Origin of the sequence: Marvinbryantia sp., from assembly GCF_047017445.1 — a bacterium.
Classification (GTDB): Bacteria; Bacillota; Clostridia; order Lachnospirales; family Lachnospiraceae; genus Marvinbryantia.
This window is the reverse complement of record NZ_JBKXTT010000012.1, coordinates 47,500-63,629: the sequence shown is the minus strand read 5'-3', so window position 1 is coordinate 63,629 and position 16,130 is coordinate 47,500. Positions and strand designations below refer to the sequence as shown.

General features: G+C 49.9%; 14 protein-coding genes. All 14 read right to left on the bottom strand.

Features of this window, described 5'->3' with window-relative positions; translation table 11 throughout:
- The 14 genes from ACLU9Q_RS13905 to ACLU9Q_RS13840 all read right to left on the bottom strand — a co-directional run bounded on the left by ACLU9Q_RS13905 (nt 1) and on the right by ACLU9Q_RS13840 (nt 16,087).
- Entirely contained in the window at nt 1-933 is a 933-nt protein-coding gene (locus tag ACLU9Q_RS13905) for a hypothetical protein (protein WP_296907820.1), read from the bottom strand.
- Nucleotides 930-1,358, bottom strand: coding sequence for a hypothetical protein (locus ACLU9Q_RS13900; RefSeq protein WP_298515105.1), 429 nt, complete (start codon nt 1,356-1,358; stop codon nt 930-932). The genes ACLU9Q_RS13905 and ACLU9Q_RS13900 overlap by 4 nt, the downstream gene beginning before the upstream one ends.
- A gap of 83 nt (nt 1,359-1,441) precedes the next feature.
- A complete protein-coding gene (locus tag ACLU9Q_RS13895) occupies nt 1,442-2,287 on the bottom strand; it encodes a ComF family protein (protein ID WP_302226091.1) in 846 nt (281 codons plus the stop codon).
- Nucleotides 2,288-2,347: 60 nt separating this feature from the next.
- Nucleotides 2,348-4,600 carry an ATP-dependent RecD-like DNA helicase gene (locus tag ACLU9Q_RS13890; protein ID WP_302592496.1) on the bottom strand — a complete coding sequence of 751 codons (2,253 nt, stop codon included), beginning with the start codon at nt 4,598-4,600 and terminating at the stop codon, nt 2,348-2,350.
- 114 nt (nt 4,601-4,714) lie between these two features.
- Nucleotides 4,715-5,713, bottom strand: a complete 999-nt coding sequence (locus ACLU9Q_RS13885) for a rod shape-determining protein (protein ID WP_302592497.1) — start codon at nt 5,711-5,713, stop codon at nt 4,715-4,717.
- Nucleotides 5,714-6,089: 376 nt separating this feature from the next.
- Nucleotides 6,090-8,927, bottom strand: coding sequence for an excinuclease ABC subunit UvrA (gene uvrA, locus ACLU9Q_RS13880; RefSeq protein WP_302592498.1), 2,838 nt, complete (start codon nt 8,925-8,927; stop codon nt 6,090-6,092).
- Nucleotides 8,928-9,076: 149 nt separating this feature from the next.
- Complete coding sequence (gene uvrB / locus ACLU9Q_RS13875) at nt 9,077-11,059, bottom strand: excinuclease ABC subunit UvrB (protein ID WP_412625486.1); 1,983 nt, start codon at nt 11,057-11,059, stop codon at nt 9,077-9,079.
- A gap of 338 nt (nt 11,060-11,397) precedes the next feature.
- On the bottom strand, nt 11,398-11,898 hold the full coding sequence (locus ACLU9Q_RS13870) for a DUF3368 domain-containing protein (protein ID WP_412625485.1): 501 nt from the start codon (nt 11,896-11,898) through the stop codon (nt 11,398-11,400).
- Nucleotides 11,895-12,182 carry a UPF0175 family protein gene (locus tag ACLU9Q_RS13865; protein ID WP_412625484.1) on the bottom strand — a complete coding sequence of 96 codons (288 nt, stop codon included), beginning with the start codon at nt 12,180-12,182 and terminating at the stop codon, nt 11,895-11,897. Before ACLU9Q_RS13865 ends, ACLU9Q_RS13870 begins: the two co-directional genes overlap by 4 nt.
- 202 nt (nt 12,183-12,384) lie before the next feature.
- The gene (locus ACLU9Q_RS13860; RefSeq protein ID WP_412625511.1) at nt 12,385-13,647 is read right to left on the bottom strand and encodes a tyrosine-type recombinase/integrase; all 1,263 of its coding nucleotides are present in this window, start codon (nt 13,645-13,647) and stop codon (nt 12,385-12,387) included.
- Between the two features lie 68 nt (nt 13,648-13,715).
- Nucleotides 13,716-14,744, bottom strand: coding sequence for a tyrosine-type recombinase/integrase (locus ACLU9Q_RS13855; protein WP_412625483.1), 1,029 nt, complete (start codon nt 14,742-14,744; stop codon nt 13,716-13,718).
- Between the two features lie 163 nt (nt 14,745-14,907).
- Nucleotides 14,908-15,096 carry a DNA-binding protein gene (locus ACLU9Q_RS13850; RefSeq protein ID WP_412625482.1) on the bottom strand — a complete coding sequence of 63 codons (189 nt, stop codon included), beginning with the start codon at nt 15,094-15,096 and terminating at the stop codon, nt 14,908-14,910.
- Between the two features lie 11 nt (nt 15,097-15,107).
- Entirely contained in the window at nt 15,108-15,632 is a 525-nt protein-coding gene (locus ACLU9Q_RS13845; protein ID WP_412625481.1) for a hypothetical protein, read from the bottom strand.
- Nucleotides 15,633-15,814: 182 nt separating this feature from the next.
- Nucleotides 15,815-16,087, bottom strand: a complete 273-nt coding sequence (locus tag ACLU9Q_RS13840; protein WP_412625480.1) for a hypothetical protein — start codon at nt 16,085-16,087, stop codon at nt 15,815-15,817.
- Nucleotides 16,088-16,130 lie beyond the last annotated feature (43 nt).

The window sequence follows — 16,130 nt, the reverse complement described above, 5'->3', positions numbered from 1 at the left end:
TTATCTCCCTTCTGCCCTGCGTTTTCTCTTCTTTCTGTGAAGCTTCTTTTTCGGCACGGCTTTTACATAGTAATAATATTCATCGTCCTCAAAACGAACGGTCTGTGTCTTTTTGTAATCCAGATGAAACAGCATTATCTGCGCCATCCATCCGGCGAACAGCGATACCAGGATCTCCGCAAATATCTGCAGCGCGTCCAGCGGCACGCCAAAAACCGCCGCCCCAACGGCACGCACTGCCAGATATGCCGCACATCCTGCCGCTGACGCCACCATCCATGCATATTTTATTGCCTGGATACGGATAAGATATACCACCAGGAGCGCCACCGCCAGAGCCGCCGCCATCACCAGCATCTCTCGCTCATTGATCACTGCCTGAATCAACTGCGCCGCCTTCTGTACCATTGCCTCCGCCGCCTCAGCAGCAGTTGACTGCAGATTTGCCCCGTTTTTTTCCACGATCTGTATCAGGTAATAAGAGAGCGCCCCAAATGCTGCGCCAACCGCGCCAAGCGATCCGCCGAGCAGCCCGAACAGCACTGCCGGCACGCAGCCCATTTTCAGCCCAAGCGCAAGCCCCGTCAGAAGAAGCGGCCATGCCGACTGCGGCGCCAGGCTGAAATAAACAAGCAGCCCAATGATCAGGATACCTCCTCCGACAAGCGCTGCCTCCAGGGAAATCCCGTAAAAATGTACCAGAATCAGTCCCGCAGCCACCAGAATGATGGTATTTGACGGCAATAGCATACAGCCTGCCGCCAGGATCAGCAGGATCAGCGGATGATTGATCGCCGCCGTCTGTCCGAGCACATTGCGGATCGACAGAAAAATCAGAAAGGCTGCTGCAAATTTAAAAAGCAGCCGGATCGCCGTATCGTATTTTCCATAAAACCTGCCGAGCGCCTCCCGCACGGTAAGCAAAAATCTCATACTGTTCTCCTCCTGCGCGCATCGCTCTTCGCCTCATCATCCTCACGGTACGCTTTTTCAAGCTGCTTCAGAAGCTCCCGATACTGATAAAGATCCTGTTTGGCCCGCGCATAGCGCAGCGTCTGGATCGCATAGGTGAGCACCAGAAAAACGCTCAGCACTACGGCATAAAGGAATAAGATCCGCGCACCGAGCGCCTTCACATCGATCTGTGTGATATCTACGATCAAAGTCTCCGCATTATATAATCCCCATCCCGCCAGTCCAAGCAGGAATGCCAGCGTAATACGCAGCCCGTTCTTTATCATATGGCGCCCGATATAATCTCCCCGAAAATACCCCTGCACGCCTTCCAGCTGTTCTTTATGCTGCTCCTCAAAGAGCGCGAGCTTTGTCATTAAATAAATCCGTTTTTCATCCGGCATATCATACCAGCCCCTCATTTTTGCGTGTGTTTCTAGTATAACATGAAAAACCTTCTTTGCAAACACCCTAACGCAACCTGTTTTCAGGAATTTTCCGGGACTGCACAGATTGTCACAAAATATACACATTTTATACCGGCATTCTTCAGCACTACAGCCGCCTCATGCACCGTGCTGCCTGTTGTGTAGATGTCATCCACAAGAAGGACTCGCTCCCAGGGAAGGCAACGCTCCGACCCGCGCGGGATTTCCTGCAGGCCGCCCTCCCGCCTGCTGCTGTGCATATATTTCTCCGCTACTGCAAACGCTCCCTTCAGATTACTTTGCCTCGCACGGTAATCCAGTTCCTTCTGGCTGGCGGTTTTCCGCACCTTTTTCAGCACGTCGCACCGCACCGGAATCCCCAGAATTCTGCCAAGCTCCTTTGCCAGGATCTCCGCCTGATTGTAGCCGCGCTTTCTGCACGCAGACGGATGCATGGGAATCGGGATCATCACCTGAGGCTGCCATGTTTTCCATGCTTCCGCCAGATGTTCCGCCATTTCCCGGGCGTAATATTCCAGATATTCCCGCTTGTTATGATATTTCACCGCATGAAGCGATTCTCTCACCGCATCGGTATAAAGATAAAGCGCACGCCCCTGCGTATAAGCATGCTTCTTGGCGCGGCACGCCGGACAATATTCCGCATCCGGATCCGCCAGCGGCCGCCCGCAGCAGAAGCAGACGTCTCCCCGGATATAGGGCAGCTTTTTTCTGCACTCCCCGCAGATGCCTGCTGACAGCGTCCCGCAGATGGCGCATCGGCGCGGCAGGAGCAGATCGAGTGCCGCAGCTCCGGCACGCCTGCCAGCCCGTTTCCACGTCTCGAAAAATTCCCGGTCATCTATCCGGCACAGCAACATGTCTGTCGTTTTCCGTATTTTCATTTATCATCCTGTTTACAGATCCTCTCCCGGCAGGAAAATAATCTGTATAGCGTTCAGGCGCTACATTTCGTTCCACTCGCAGATGCGCTCCTTAAGCGTCGAATAGCGCTTCTGTTCGAAACGGTTGTCGATCATCTGATAGAACACATCGGCAGAGCCGACCAGCGTCACGCATTTGCGCGCCCTTGTCACCGCCGTATACAGAAGGTTGCGGTTCATCAGCATCCGCGGTCCGGCGAGCAGCGGGATCACAACCGCAGGATACTCGCTTCCCTGCGACTTGTGGATGGTGATAGCATACGCAAGCTCCAGCTCCTCTAACTGCTTAAAGGAGTAATCCACAAAACGTCCCTCATCGAACTCCACCGTCAGCTGCTCCGCGTATGTATTGATCTCCCGGACAATGCCCATGTCGCCGTTAAAAATGCCGACACCCTTTTCTACCGCGATGCCGTATTTTCCGCGAACCTCCCACTCCGCCTGGTAATTGTTTTTGATCTGCATCACCTTGTCGCCCTCGCGGAAAATGCCGCCGGCGTGCTCCCGCTCCCGCTTATCGGGCGCGGGCGGATTGAGGTACTGCTGCAGGATCGTGTTCAGCCGTTCCACGCCGAGCAGCCCCTTGCGCATCGGCGTGAGCACCTGGATATCATAAGGCTTCGCCTCCACGTATTTCGGAAGCTTCTGCTGCACAAGCGCCAGTACCACACGGATAATGATATTCGCCTCATCGCGCTTTAAGAAGAAAAAATCCCGGCTTTTATTGTCAAGCACAACATGCTCTCCGCTGTTGATCTTGTGCGCGTTCACTACGATATCGCTCTCGCTCGCCTGGCGGAAGATTTTCGTCAGCCGCACGACCGGAAAGCGCTCCGATTCGATAATATCCTTCAGAACACAACCTGGTCCCACCGAAGGAAGCTGATTGACGTCACCCACCATGATCAGCCGCGTACCCGGCGTGACTGCACTAAGCAGCGCGTGCATCAGAAAAATATCCACCATCGACATCTCGTCGATGATGATGACATCCGCCTCCAGCGGATTCTGCATATTCCGCTCAAAATGAATAGGAGCCGAGGACTCTTCCATCGCGCCCGAAACCTCCAGCAGCCGGTGGATCGTCTGCGCTTCGCAGCCGGTCGCTTCCGTCATGCGCTTTGCCGCTCTTCCGGTCGGCGCTGCCAGCAGGATCTGCAGTCCCTCGGAGGCAAAATAGTGAATCAATGCGTTGATCGTCGTCGTTTTTCCGGTACCCGGTCCACCCGTGATCACGAGCAGCCCGTGGCTCACTGCAGCTGCCGCCGCTTCCTTTTGCAGCTCCTCCAGCCTCGTTCCGGTTTCCTGCTCGATCTGCGCCAGACGCCGCTGGACAGCTTCCTCGGAAATTTCCGCAGAAATATTCAGGTCATGCAGCATCTTCGCTGTATTCAGCTCCAGATAATAATTAGAAGCGCTGTAGATTCCCGGAACCCGTTCCTCTTCCCCGCTTCTGTCCGTATTTCCGGTCAGTACCTCTTTTATAATGATCTTCCGCTCGATCGCAAGGTCGGGCAGAAAGTGCTCCATCGTCTCCAGGGAGACGCCAAGAAGCTCCGAAGCGCGGCGCATCAGCTCCGGCTGCGGCAGATAAACGTGACCCTCCGTCATCGCCTGCGCCAGCACATACAAAATCCCGCTTTTTATACGAAAATCAGAGTCGGTATGAATACCCACTCTGGATGCGATTTCATCGGCAACCCGAAAGCCGACGCCGTTTATGTCATCCGCCAGCTTATAGGGGTTTTCCCGCACGATCTGATAAAGCGACGCCCCGTACTGATTGTAGATTTTCATGGCAAGCGTCGTGGAAATACCGTACTGCTGCAGAAAAAGCATCGCCTTACGCATATCGCGCTTTTCCTCCATCTGCTGTGCGATTTCCCGCGCCTTGCGCTCGCTGATGCCCTTGATCTCCGCGAGCCGCTCCGGTTCCTCCTCAATGATGCGGAAGGTATCGCCCTTAAAACGGCGCACGATCCGCGCGGCGAGTGCCATCCCGACACCCTTCACCGCTCCCGAGCCAAGGTAACGCTCAATGGAAAGCTCGTCCTCCGGCGTTTTATATTCATAAGAGGCTATCTGAAACTGCCTGCCATAGGTACTGTGCTCCGTATAGCTGCCTTCCGCCTCGATCAGCTCCCCCTCGCTGGCAAACTGCAGCGTCCCGACACAGGTTATCTCCTCTCCCTCGCAGATCAGGACCAGCACCGTATAGCCATTGTCCTCATTGCGGTATATGATATGATCCACATATCCTGAAACCTTTTCCATTCCTTTGTTCCATTCACTTCCTCTGTTTTTTCCGGCGCACCTGCTGTCCAGTGTCTGAGGAGCGCTCCCCGGCATGTCCTGTCCGTCATTCTGAATGCCGCCTTCCGGCGTTCCTCAATCCTCTCTGCGCGCGCGTCCGGAGATGATCTCCGGATAGCGTCCAACCCCGATCGCCACCGCCGAGATCGGATCTTCCGCTGTGACGGTATTGATGCCGGTCTTTTCCTCGATCAGCTCCTCCATGCCATCCAGCAGACAGCCGCCGCCTGTCAGCACAATACCGCGCTCCACAATGTCCGCCGCAAGCTCCGGCGGCGTTTTCTCCAGCACGCTGTGTACCGCCTCTGTGATCTGCGCAAGCGGCTCCTGCAGTGCCAGGCGGATATCCTCCGAACTGACGCGTACGGTCTTGGGAAGACCGGTTGTCAGATCACGTCCTTTTACTTCCATTATTTTCTGCTGCGCACGCTCTACTGCCGTACCCACATGGATCTTAATGTCTTCTGCAAGCCGCTCTCCGATGATCAGATTATGCGCTGTGCGCGCATAGTGAACAATCGCATTGTCAAAATCGTCTCCTGCCACCTTCAGCGTAGTATCTACCACGATTCCGTCCAGTGAGAGAACTGCTGCATCACAGGTACCGGCGCCGATATCCACAACCATTTTTCCGCACGGTCTGGAAATATCGATCTCCGCACCGATCGCAGCCGCGATCGGCTCCGGCACAAGCGCAACCTCCCGCGCGCCCGCCTGATAGGTGGCGTCCTCAATTGCTTTGCGCTCGACCTCAGTAACGGTGCCCGGCAAATTGATGCTGATGCGCGGCTTTTTAAAAGAAAGCTTTCCGCTCGCCTTCTGGATAAAATATTTCAGCACCTGCTCCGTCACAGCATAATCCGAGATGATGCCGTTTTTCAGCGGACGGATCGCTACAATATTTCCGGTGCTCCTGCTCAGCATCATACGCGCTTCCTCACCGATCGCTTTTATTTTATTCATATCTCTGTCAAAAGCAACCACAGACGGTTCTTTTAAAACAACGCCTTTTCCCCTTACATAAACCAGAATACTGGCCGTTCCAAGATCTATTCCGATATCTGAAATGTTCATCTTTTATCCCCCTTTATCCTGTCTGAAGTAAGTATAAAACACCCTTAAAATTTTTTAAAGCCCTTTTTAGGAATTTCACATTTTCTTTAGATGGAGAACATATTTTGAACACATTTATTAGATATACTATCAGCATATTAGCAAACAGCTAATATATTTCATAACTCACACTTCGCAGCCCCCACACGCTGCGAAGTACTCCCTCAAAATATTTAATTTTTTCTCTTTCCTGAAAAGGCTGTGCCGAGAGGCACAGCCTTTTCACTGCGCGCGAAACGCGCAGTGTGATGATGCCCGCGGATCATTCTGTGCTGCGCATCTGCGCGCTGCTCCGGTCAATGCCGGACGCGTATCGCTGACATATAAATAGCTGACATCATAAATATTTCTTCACATACTGCCCGGTATAGGACTCAGCGACCTGCGCCACCTCCTCCGGCGTGCCGCGCGCGATGACGGTGCCGCCGCCGTCGCCGCCCTCCGGTCCCATATCGATGATATAATCAGCAGTCTTGATAACATCCAGGTTGTGCTCAATCACAACCACAGTATTGCCGCCGTCCGCCAAGCGCTGCAGAATCTCGATCAGCTTGTGTACATCGGCAAAGTGCAGTCCGGTAGTCGGTTCGTCAAGAATGTAGATCGTCCTTCCCGTACTGCGTCTGCTAAGCTCAGTAGCAAGCTTGATGCGCTGTGCCTCGCCGCCTGACAGCGTCGTGGATGGCTGCCCGAGCCGGATATAAGAGAGTCCGACGTCGTAGAGCGTCTCGATCTTTCTGCGGATAGACGGAAGATGCTCGAAAAATTTCAGCGCCTCCTCCACCGTCATATTCAATACATCGTAAATGCTCTTTCCCTTATATTTCACCTCCAGCGTTTCCCGGTTGTAACGCCTGCCCTGGCAGACCTCGCACGGCACATAGACGTCCGGCAGGAAATTCATCTCGATCTTCAGAATACCGTCGCCGCTGCACGCCTCACAGCGCCCGCCCTTCACATTGAAGCTGAATCGTCCTTTTTTGTAGCCGCGCGCCTTGGCATCCGCCGTCGATGCAAACAGGTCGCGGATCTGATCGAACACCCCGGTATAGGTGGCAGGATTGGAACGCGGCGTTCTGCCGATCGGCGACTGGTCAATATTGATCACCTTATCAAGCTGCCCGATGCCCTCGATACGGTCATGAGCCCCGGCAATCGTCCGCGCACGGTTCAGTTTCTTTGCCAGGCTCTTGTAAAGGATTTCGTTGACCAGCGAGCTTTTGCCGGAGCCGGACACGCCTGTCACACATGTCATGACACCAAGCGGGATCTCCACGTTAATATTCTTCAGATTGTTCTGCCTTGCGCCAACTATGCGCAGAAATCCGGTCGGTGTTTTGCGCTCCGCAGGTACCGGAATCTTCTTTCTTCCGCTCAGATAATCTCCTGTGATGGAATCTTTACAATTTATGATATCCTCGACGGTACCCGCGGCAATAATTTCGCCGCCGTGCTCTCCCGCCCCCGGTCCGACATCTACTATAAAATCCGCCGCCCGCATGGTATCCTCATCATGCTCGACCACAATCAGTGTGTTTCCAAGATCCCGCAGATGATTCAGCGTGTTCAGCAGCTTGTCGTTGTCGCTCTGATGAAGCCCGATGCTCGGCTCATCCAAAATATAAGCCACGCCGACCAGCCCGGAACCGATCTGGGTAGCAAGCCGGATACGCTGCGCCTCGCCGCCGGAAAGACTTCCGGTCGCCCGCGCGAGCGTCAGATAATGAAGCCCGACATCCACGAGGAACTGTACGCGCGCCCGGATTTCCTTTAATATCTGGTGCCCGATCAGCTCCTGCTGCTTCGTGAGCGTAAGCTCCTGCAGAAATACCTGCAGCTTATTGATCGGCATGGAAGTTACCTCATAAATATTTTTCCCCTGGATCGTGACAGCGAGCGCCTCTTTTTTCAGACGCTGCCCCTTACAGCTCTTACAGGGTGTGATGCGCATAAATGTCTCATATTCCTGTTTGGAGCTTTCCGAACCGGTCTCCCGGTAGCGCCGCTCCACATTCCGGATCAGGCCCTCAAATGCCACATCATATACGCCGGTTCCGCGCATTCCGGTATAATGCACCTTTACCTTTTTGCCGCCGGTTCCGTGGATCAGCATATGCTGAATGTCCGCCGGAAGCTGCTCATACGGCGTCTCCAGGCTAAAGTGATATTCCTCCGCAAGCGCGTCAAGGATCGCCCTGGTAAAGCTGCCCTTCGTCGTGCACGACTGCCAGCCCAGCACCGTGATCGCGCCTTCCGCAATACTTAACGATTTGTCCGGAATCATCAGATCCTCGTCAAACTCCATTTTGTAGCCAAGTCCAAAGCAGTCCGGGCACGCCCCGAACGGATTGTTGAAGGAAAAGCTGCGCGGCTCGATCTCCTCCACGCTGATGCCGCAGTCCGGGCAGGAAAAGCTCTGGCTGAAGCGCATCGGCTCCCGCCCGTCCACGTCCACGATCACCAGCCCGTCCGACAGCTCCATGACATTCTCGATGGAATCCGTCAGACGTTTTTCGATCCCCGGCTTGATCATCAGTCGATCGACCACAATTTCTATATTATGTTTTTTATTTTTATCCAGCTTGATCTCCTCGGAGAGATCGTACATATTTCCATCGACGATCACGCGCACGTAACCGCTGCGCTTCGCCTTTTCAAACAGCTTGACGTGCTCGCCCTTTCTGCCGCGTACTGTCGGCGCAAGAAGCTGGATCTTCGTGCGCTCCGGCAATTCCATAAGCTGATCCACCATCTGGTCGACCGTCTGTTTTTTGATCTCCTGTCCGCATTTCGGGCAGTGCGGCGTACCGATCCTGGCATACAGCAGACGAAAATAGTCGTAGATTTCCGTCACCGTGCCGACCGTGGAACGCGGATTGCGGTTCGTCGATTTCTGGTCGATGGAGATTGCCGGCGGAAGCCCCTCGATGCTCTCCACATCCGGCTTTTCCATCTGCCCAAGGAACTGGCGCGCGTAGGACGACAGAGACTCCATATAGCGCCTCTGTCCTTCCGCATAAATGGTGTCAAATGCAAGCGACGACTTTCCCGAACCGCTCAGACCGGTCAGCACCACCAGCTGATTGCGCGGAATATCGAGATCTACATTCTTCAGGTTATGTTCGTTTGCTCCGCGTATGCGGATATACTGCATCTTATTTGAATTCACTGCCATGATTTTCTCCTGTTTTTCTATCATTCCGGGCGAAGCTGTCTCGCAGGCATGCCCGATTTCTTTGCTTTATGCCTCCCGCCAGTCTGCTGCGGTTTATACATTCTGTAAATGCCGCTGCGGTTTATGCACTCTGTAAATGATGCTGCGATTTATGCGTCCTGCAGGTGCTGCTTCAGATTTATCATCTGATCACGCAGCTCTGCCGCCGCCTCGAAATTCAGCTCCGCGGCTGCCTTCTTCATCTTCTTCTGCACCTCTGCGATCAGCTTCTCCAGTTCCTTTTTGCTCATAGATTCCGGATCGACCGCCAGCTTCTTCTCCTCCTTCGCCACTTCCTTCGAAATGCTGATGAGGTCGCGCACAGACTTCTGGATCGTCTGCGGCGTGATGCCGTGCTTCTGATTGTAAGCGTCCTGCACCCGGCGGCGGCGCTCCGTCTCTTCAATCGCAATTTTCATGGAATCCGTCATCACATCGGCGTACATGATCACGTGTCCTTCCGCGTTTCGCGCGGCGCGCCCGATCGTCTGTATCAGAGAAGTTGCAGAACGAAGAAAGCCCTCTTTATCTGCATCCAGGATCGCTACCAGCGTGATTTCCGGAATGTCGAGGCCTTCTCGCAGCAGATTAATGCCCACCAGCACATCAAACACATCCAGACGCATATCGCGGATGATCTCCGTGCGCTCCAATGTATCGATATCAGAATGCAGATACCGCACACGGATGCCGATGTCCCGCATATATTCCGTGAGATCCTCCGCCATCCGCTTCGTAAGTGTAGTGATCAGCACTTTATTTTTCTTTGCGACCTCTTTGTTTACCTCACCTACAAGGTCATCGATCTGCCCCTCCACCGGGCGGACATCCACCCTCGGATCAAGCAGCCCGGTCGGACGGATGATCTGCTCGGCGCGCAGCTGCTCGTGTGCTTCCTCATATTCTCCCGGTGTCGCCGAGACAAACATAATCTGATCTATTTTACTTTCAAATTCCTCAAAATTCAAGGGGCGGTTGTCCTTCGCGGACGGCAGGCGGAAGCCGTAGTCCACCAGCGTCGTCTTGCGCGACTGATCCCCGGAATACATCGCCCGGATCTGCGGAATCGTTTTATGTGACTCGTCAATGATCATCAGAAAATCATCCGGGAAGTAATCAAGCAGCGTGTGCGGCGGCGCTCCCGGCTTCAGTCCCGCCAGATGCCGCGAATAATTCTCTATACCGGAGCAAAAGCCCGTCTCCTTCATCATCTCAATGTCAAAATTTGTCCGCTCCGCAATGCGCTGCGCCTCAAGCAGCTTGTCCTCGCTCTTAAAGTACGCCACGCGCTCCGCCAGCTCTTCCTCGATATCCGCCGCTGCCTGTCGTATCCGATCCGGCGGCACCACATAATGCGACGCCGGGAAAACGGCAATATGTTCCATTCTGCTCTTTATCTCACCCGTCAGCACATCAATCTGTGTAATCCGGTCGATCTCATCTCCAAAAAACTCCACACGAAAAGCGTAATCTCCGGCGCTCGCCGGAAAAATCTCCAGCACATCGCCATGCACCCGGAAGGTGCCGCGGTGGAAATCCATCTCACTGCGGTCATACTGGATGTCGATCAGCTGCCGGATCACCTCGTCGCGATCCTTCTCCATACCCGGACGCAGCGATACCATCATCTTTTCAAAATTCTCCGGTTCTCCCAGACCATAGATGCAGGATACGCTGGAAATGATCACCACATCCCGCCGCTCCACCAGCGAAGCCGTGGCAGACAGACGCAGCTTATCGATCTCATCATTTACCGCCGAATCCTTCGCGATATACGTGTCAGACGAGGGCACATAGGCCTCCGGCTGGTAATAATCGTAGTAGGAGACAAAATACTCCACCGCATTATTCGGAAAGTACTCTTTAAACTCCCCATAGAGCTGTGCCGCCAACGTCTTATTATGCGCCAAAATCAAGGTTGGCTTGTTTAACTGGGCGATAACATTCGCCATCGTGAAGGTCTTGCCGGAACCCGTAACCCCCAGTAAAGTCTGGCATTGGTTGCCTTCCTGGAAGCCTTTTACAAGGGCTTCTATCGCCTGCGGCTGGTCGCCGGTGGGGGCGTATTCTGATACTAATTCAAATCTGTCCATAGCAAAATCTCTCCTTACTATGATTACTATCAACCAGTAAATTCGTGCAATTTCCAATCGTTTTTCCCGATCATATGTTTGCTTTTAGGCTTATTTTGCCCTATTGCACGAATTAGGTCACCTAAACGCATTTTTCTGACACCGCAGCACGAAACAGCACTGCCCATCCCTAAATGCATAAAACGGTATAATTATGCTTTCCATATGTCTCTGTTTTTACTATATCATGCTACCATAAATCCTCCTATAAATCAATATCATTTTGAACATATGTTCTATTTTCTGTCCGTCCGAGACTGTAGCATGAAAAGGCTCAGGCATTGCTGCCTGAGCTTTCCTCATTTTTCACTTTTGATCCTCGACAATAGCATTTGAAGATACCTCTCTCCAATATGCCGTCCGGAGTTCCTTAGAATTTCAACACATTTCCGTATCTCATCCGCCTCTATTGTACCGCTTTGGTAGGACGCCATCAGTAAACCTATCGTTCCCATGATTTTTATTCCCATCTGTTCAGCTACTTGTCTGCCTTTTGCCTCATCCATCAGCAGTAGATCCGCCTGCAAGTCATCTGTTAAAACAATCGCTTCGCTTTCTCCTAAATCCAGTCCTGTCGCGCGCCGCAGTAAACTTACGGTCTTCCTATCATCTACCTTCACAATATGGATGAACGGGCAGTCTCTAACCTGTTCCGCCTCCTCCAGAAACCTGGGATTCGATGTTAATTCATCGAAAACAGCCCTTGGAATCTGTACTGCTCCAAAATATTTTTCCAACAGATCCAAGTGTCCCACCTTCAGCAAAGAAATGATCGGCGTAGTATCTGCAACAACAATCATATGGTTCCTCCGCTCAGTCCGAGTTCCTGAAATGTTTGTAGATCTTTATCCAGTTCTTCTTCCGTCTGGTCAAAATAACAGAACCCCATCTGTCCATATAAGTCTATCAAATCCAGTTTATGGATTCCTAAGATTTCAGCGGCTCTGCCATGAGAAATTGTCCTTTTCAATATATACGGATATAACAGCAACGCATTTCTTTCCAATGTAGCCTCTTCCGTTCTATCCGCCACATACGGCTTCATTGCTTCCGGGACTTGGATTTCTACTGTCGTATATGCCATTCAACGCAGCCTCCTTTCAAAACATCTATAACCAGATTTCTACTATCTCCCTCATTTTCATTACCTAATTCTATTTTATCACAAGACCCACAAAGTACAACCCAATTTTACAAATTCACATCGCATTCTCATCGCACATCCGTTTACACACAGAAAAAGCGGAAAATGTATCTCTCTTACACACATTTCCCGCTCTGTTAGATTATTTTGTTTCTTCGCTCCTGCCGGATGCTGTCTTTAGTGAAATATCCATCCCGAACATTTTCTTCAGCAGCCCAACATCCTGTTCATCATATGGATGCACCTCATCAATAAACGGCTGCATTCCTTCCAACCACCCCTCAATGATTGCTTTTTTGTCCGTATAGACATCCACTGTAATAATGGAATTTGCATGACCCATGACCTCTGCGACTGCTTTCTGATTGACACTATTTTTCATCAACAAGGTAGCATATGTCCCTCTCAGATCATGGAATCGTATATCCGGCAACCCCAATTCTTTCAGCAATTTTTTATAATGCACAAAATGGTAATGTTTACTTCGGGGTCTTCCATAACTGGAACAGCAGATATAATCAAGATCCTGGAATATCCATTTTCCATGCTGCCTGCGGCTTCGGTTCTTCTCATATATCTTCCGTTCTTCCAGTATTTCATGATATACATAGTCCGGAATCGGGATCTCTCGGTAACTGGATTGTGTTTTCGGCGGTACTTCCTGCTTGGTGATCGTATGGACTGGCAGTTTCTCTTTGTCAGCATGCAGATCTTCCCCGAGCTGCCTTTCAATCCTCAATGTATGCTTTTCAAAATCAACATCTGAATATTTCAATCCATTAATTTCTCCACGTCTTAGCCCCATAAGTAAGGCAAATACCAGCTGCATATGTATTTTGGATTCTTTGGAAGCAACCAGAAGTGTTTTCACCTGCTCCAACGTCAATGTCTTGCTTTCTTTTATAACAAGAGTATGATATCCTGCTTTTTCTTTCTCAGCAGGAAGTTTTATTTCCGCACACGGATTTAATACCATCAGTTTCTTGGATACCGCATATTCTAAAGAAGTGTTTAAAACAGGTTTTGCTATTCTTGGCATTGACGGATATTTTACAGCCAAACCTTTCAAGAATTTCAAAATATGCCCCTGGTTTAGTGTTACCAGCTTCAGGTTCCCGATCTGCGGAATAATATGGTTATAAATGCAATTCTTGTAGGTCGTATAACTGTTTGCCCGGAAATCAGGCTTTACTTTCATCACATTTTCCAGCCAATATTCCAACAATTCATAAAGCTTTATATCTTTATAAACTACATAGGTCCCTTCATGAAGCTGTGCGATCACTGCGTCTCGCGCCCTGTCCGCCTCGGCTTTCTTTTCATACCCTGAGTGCTGGCACTCCTTTTCCGATAGATCCTCGTAAATCACAGTTACCCTAAAACCGTATTTTTTCTTTATTGGCATAATGTTTTCCACTCTATAATCAACATACGGTCTCAGATCAAGTTTCGATAAATCCACCTTCAATCCTCCTACTCTGCATTTACCTCCGGTAAGAATTCCGCATTTACCAAATCTACAATTTTCTGCCCCTCTTCCATAACGTCCGCATAAAAGTCAAACGTTGTATTAATAGAACTGTGCCCTAACAGGGAAGAAATTTTCGCTAATGTAATTCCTCTTTCTAATAAAATCGTGGCATACATATGGCGCAAACTATGTACTGTGATATGCGGCAGTTTCATAATCCGGCATACATAATTCAGTTCATTGTTTAATGCGCTAAGATAATGCGGCTTTCCATTTTTCTGGCAGCTGATCAGGTCATGATCCTCATACTGTTCTTTATATTTCTGCTTATTTTTTTCTACCCTCTCCTTTCTTTTTTCAAGTTCGACAAAAATAATTGGCGGAATCTCCAACGTTCGGTTACCAGCCTCACTTTTAGGTTCCCTCAGCAAAAGGCTATACTCTTTCGTTTTCTGTCCCTTTTCATCAAACACTACTTCTGACACTAATTGCCGTTCTATTGTTACCGTTTTTCTTTCCATATCAAAATCGCAGAATTTTAATCCAAGAATTTCACCTTTTCTAAGTCCGCAATACAATCCCAGTATAATCTCTAAAAACCAGTTCCTGTTTTTTTCAACCTCCAGAACCGTTTTTATCTGTGACTTACTTGGCAGTCTTATTTTTGACTTCTTTCTCGGATATTTCTGTGTTCCCTTCACCGGATTGCTTTTCAATAATTGAACAGCAACTGCGTCTTTCATCGCAGTGTACAACAGTTCTCTGCTCTTATTCCCGGCAGATTCACAATAACGAGATGCCTGCATCAGCAATCGGTCTAAGTAATCGGTACTGACAAATTTCAAGGCTATTTTTTCATCTATATTTGGCATCAAGAATGTATCCAGAACATAAGATGATAAATACCTCGTTGTTCCCTTAATCCGCACTGAATAAATACTCTCAAACCAATAAAGCAGGTAGCTTTTTAAAGTGATCTCTTTATCCTGGCTTAGCATACGCATCTCTTTTGCCCGCTCAAATTCTTCCATATGTGCCCTGTATGCCTGCTCCGCTTCCTCAGCCGTCTGGAACCCTCCGACCTTTCCATACTTGACACTGTAATCCTCCTGCAGGACTTTCGTCCTGTAATGCCAGGAATTTCTTTCAAAAAAAGCGTGCGGGTATTTCTTTGATTTCGTAGCCATAGTCCTCTTATTCCTCCGCTTCTCCATCCAGCCATTTGTCAAATGATTCCTTCGGAACCCGGTAAATCTTACCGATCTTAATTACTCTGAATGGGCTCTTTTTTCTGTACACTTCATCCAGGAACATATAGGTTTTACTTCGCCCGATCCCCAGAATCTGTTTGATCTCATCCGCCCCGTATACCTTCTTTTCCATCTCTTTTTCCGTTACAATCCCTCCTCTCTTTTGCAAGTTTCCAATAAATCCATATACAGCACAGTCCCTCTCGGATCGAGATGCACCGTAGAAAATTTTTGAATTTCCTCCCGCAGCTCCTCTTCGCCAAATGCATCCTGTCCCCCGGTATGTTCCATGATGCGTTCCACTGCCGAGGGTTTCTGAAATTCCCTCAGCACCGATAATGGCACGATCTGATCGCATCCCATTGCATCATATGGAAGTTCCCCTTTTAACCGGTCAAGCTGAAATAAATAGTATTTTACAACTGCCTCTGCCAGCAGGTTTTTCCCCGGCATATGTTTCTGATTCTTTATCAGTTCCGTATAGGTACGCTTGGCCTCATCCATTTCCCTGCATACACTCCGGGCTTGCCAGCCTTCATAGCCATGTTCTTTGAAATACATTAAAATTTCTTCTATGCTGTTTTTCCCCAGGCTTATGCCGTCCCTATTTTCCCGAGTTACTTTTTCCGTTCCGACACTTCTTTCATATTTTGTCGTTGTCTTGTCCATCCTTCTCCTTTCCCACGCAGCCAACTAAAAGTACCCGGGCCATGCGTTTTCCTTTTAATGCCTACATAAAGAAAAACGGTGAAAAATCTTTTCTCTGTAATAATTCCTGAAAGTTTCAAAAAATATGGCGTTAAGGGGCTAACGCCCCTGTGTCCGCCAGATACATCTTAGGAAGTTATATACTACATCTCGTCATAGTTCAGTTCCAGAAACCTCACATACTTTCCAGCAATATACGCCGCATAGCCTTCGTCGTTCTGGATTTTGAAAAAACATTTTCCTTTCTGATACAAACCTTCAAAAGCATCATTGAACGCATCCTTCGTATCGTAAATATCAATGCAGGCCTCTGCATGTTTCCGTTCTTCCGGGGTATCCAGCAACAGGTCAATTTCAAAAACCGCATTTACATCCGATAAATGTTTCTCCAGCCATCGCCAATGATCTCTCCTCATATCACTCACCCTTCCTTAATCGCGCACGTTTTTTCAATTCATA

Excerpts from the sequence above, each read along its gene's own strand:
- ACLU9Q_RS13870 (WP_412625485.1), bottom strand. The coding sequence starts at position 11,898 with ATGATTGTTGTTGCAGATACTACGCCGATCATTTCTTTGCTGAAGGTG.
- ACLU9Q_RS13850 (WP_412625482.1), bottom strand. The coding sequence starts at position 15,096 with ATGGAAAAGAAGGTATACGGGGCGGATGAGATCAAACAGATTCTGGGG.
- ACLU9Q_RS13860 (WP_412625511.1), bottom strand. The coding sequence starts at position 13,647 with ATGCCAATAAAGAAAAAATACGGTTTTAGGGTAACTGTGATTTACGAG.
- ACLU9Q_RS13900 (WP_298515105.1), bottom strand. The coding sequence starts at position 1,358 with ATGCCGGATGAAAAACGGATTTATTTAATGACAAAGCTCGCGCTCTTT.
- ACLU9Q_RS13905 (WP_296907820.1), bottom strand. The coding sequence starts at position 933 with ATGAGATTTTTGCTTACCGTGCGGGAGGCGCTCGGCAGGTTTTATGGA.
- uvrB (WP_412625486.1), bottom strand. The coding sequence starts at position 11,059 with ATGGACAGATTTGAATTAGTATCAGAATACGCCCCCACCGGCGACCAG.
- ACLU9Q_RS13895 (WP_302226091.1), bottom strand. The coding sequence starts at position 2,287 with ATGAAAATACGGAAAACGACAGACATGTTGCTGTGCCGGATAGATGAC.
- ACLU9Q_RS13885 (WP_302592497.1), bottom strand. The coding sequence starts at position 5,713 with ATGAACATTTCAGATATCGGAATAGATCTTGGAACGGCCAGTATTCTG.
- uvrA (WP_302592498.1), bottom strand. The coding sequence starts at position 8,927 with ATGGCAGTGAATTCAAATAAGATGCAGTATATCCGCATACGCGGAGCA.
- ACLU9Q_RS13865 (WP_412625484.1), bottom strand. The coding sequence starts at position 12,182 with ATGGCATATACGACAGTAGAAATCCAAGTCCCGGAAGCAATGAAGCCG.
- ACLU9Q_RS13855 (WP_412625483.1), bottom strand. The coding sequence starts at position 14,744 with ATGGAAGAATTTGAGCGGGCAAAAGAGATGCGTATGCTAAGCCAGGAT.
- ACLU9Q_RS13845 (WP_412625481.1), bottom strand. The coding sequence starts at position 15,632 with ATGGACAAGACAACGACAAAATATGAAAGAAGTGTCGGAACGGAAAAA.
- ACLU9Q_RS13890 (WP_302592496.1), bottom strand. The coding sequence starts at position 4,600 with ATGGAAAAGGTTTCAGGATATGTGGATCATATCATATACCGCAATGAG.
- ACLU9Q_RS13840 (WP_412625480.1), bottom strand. The coding sequence starts at position 16,087 with ATGAGGAGAGATCATTGGCGATGGCTGGAGAAACATTTATCGGATGTA.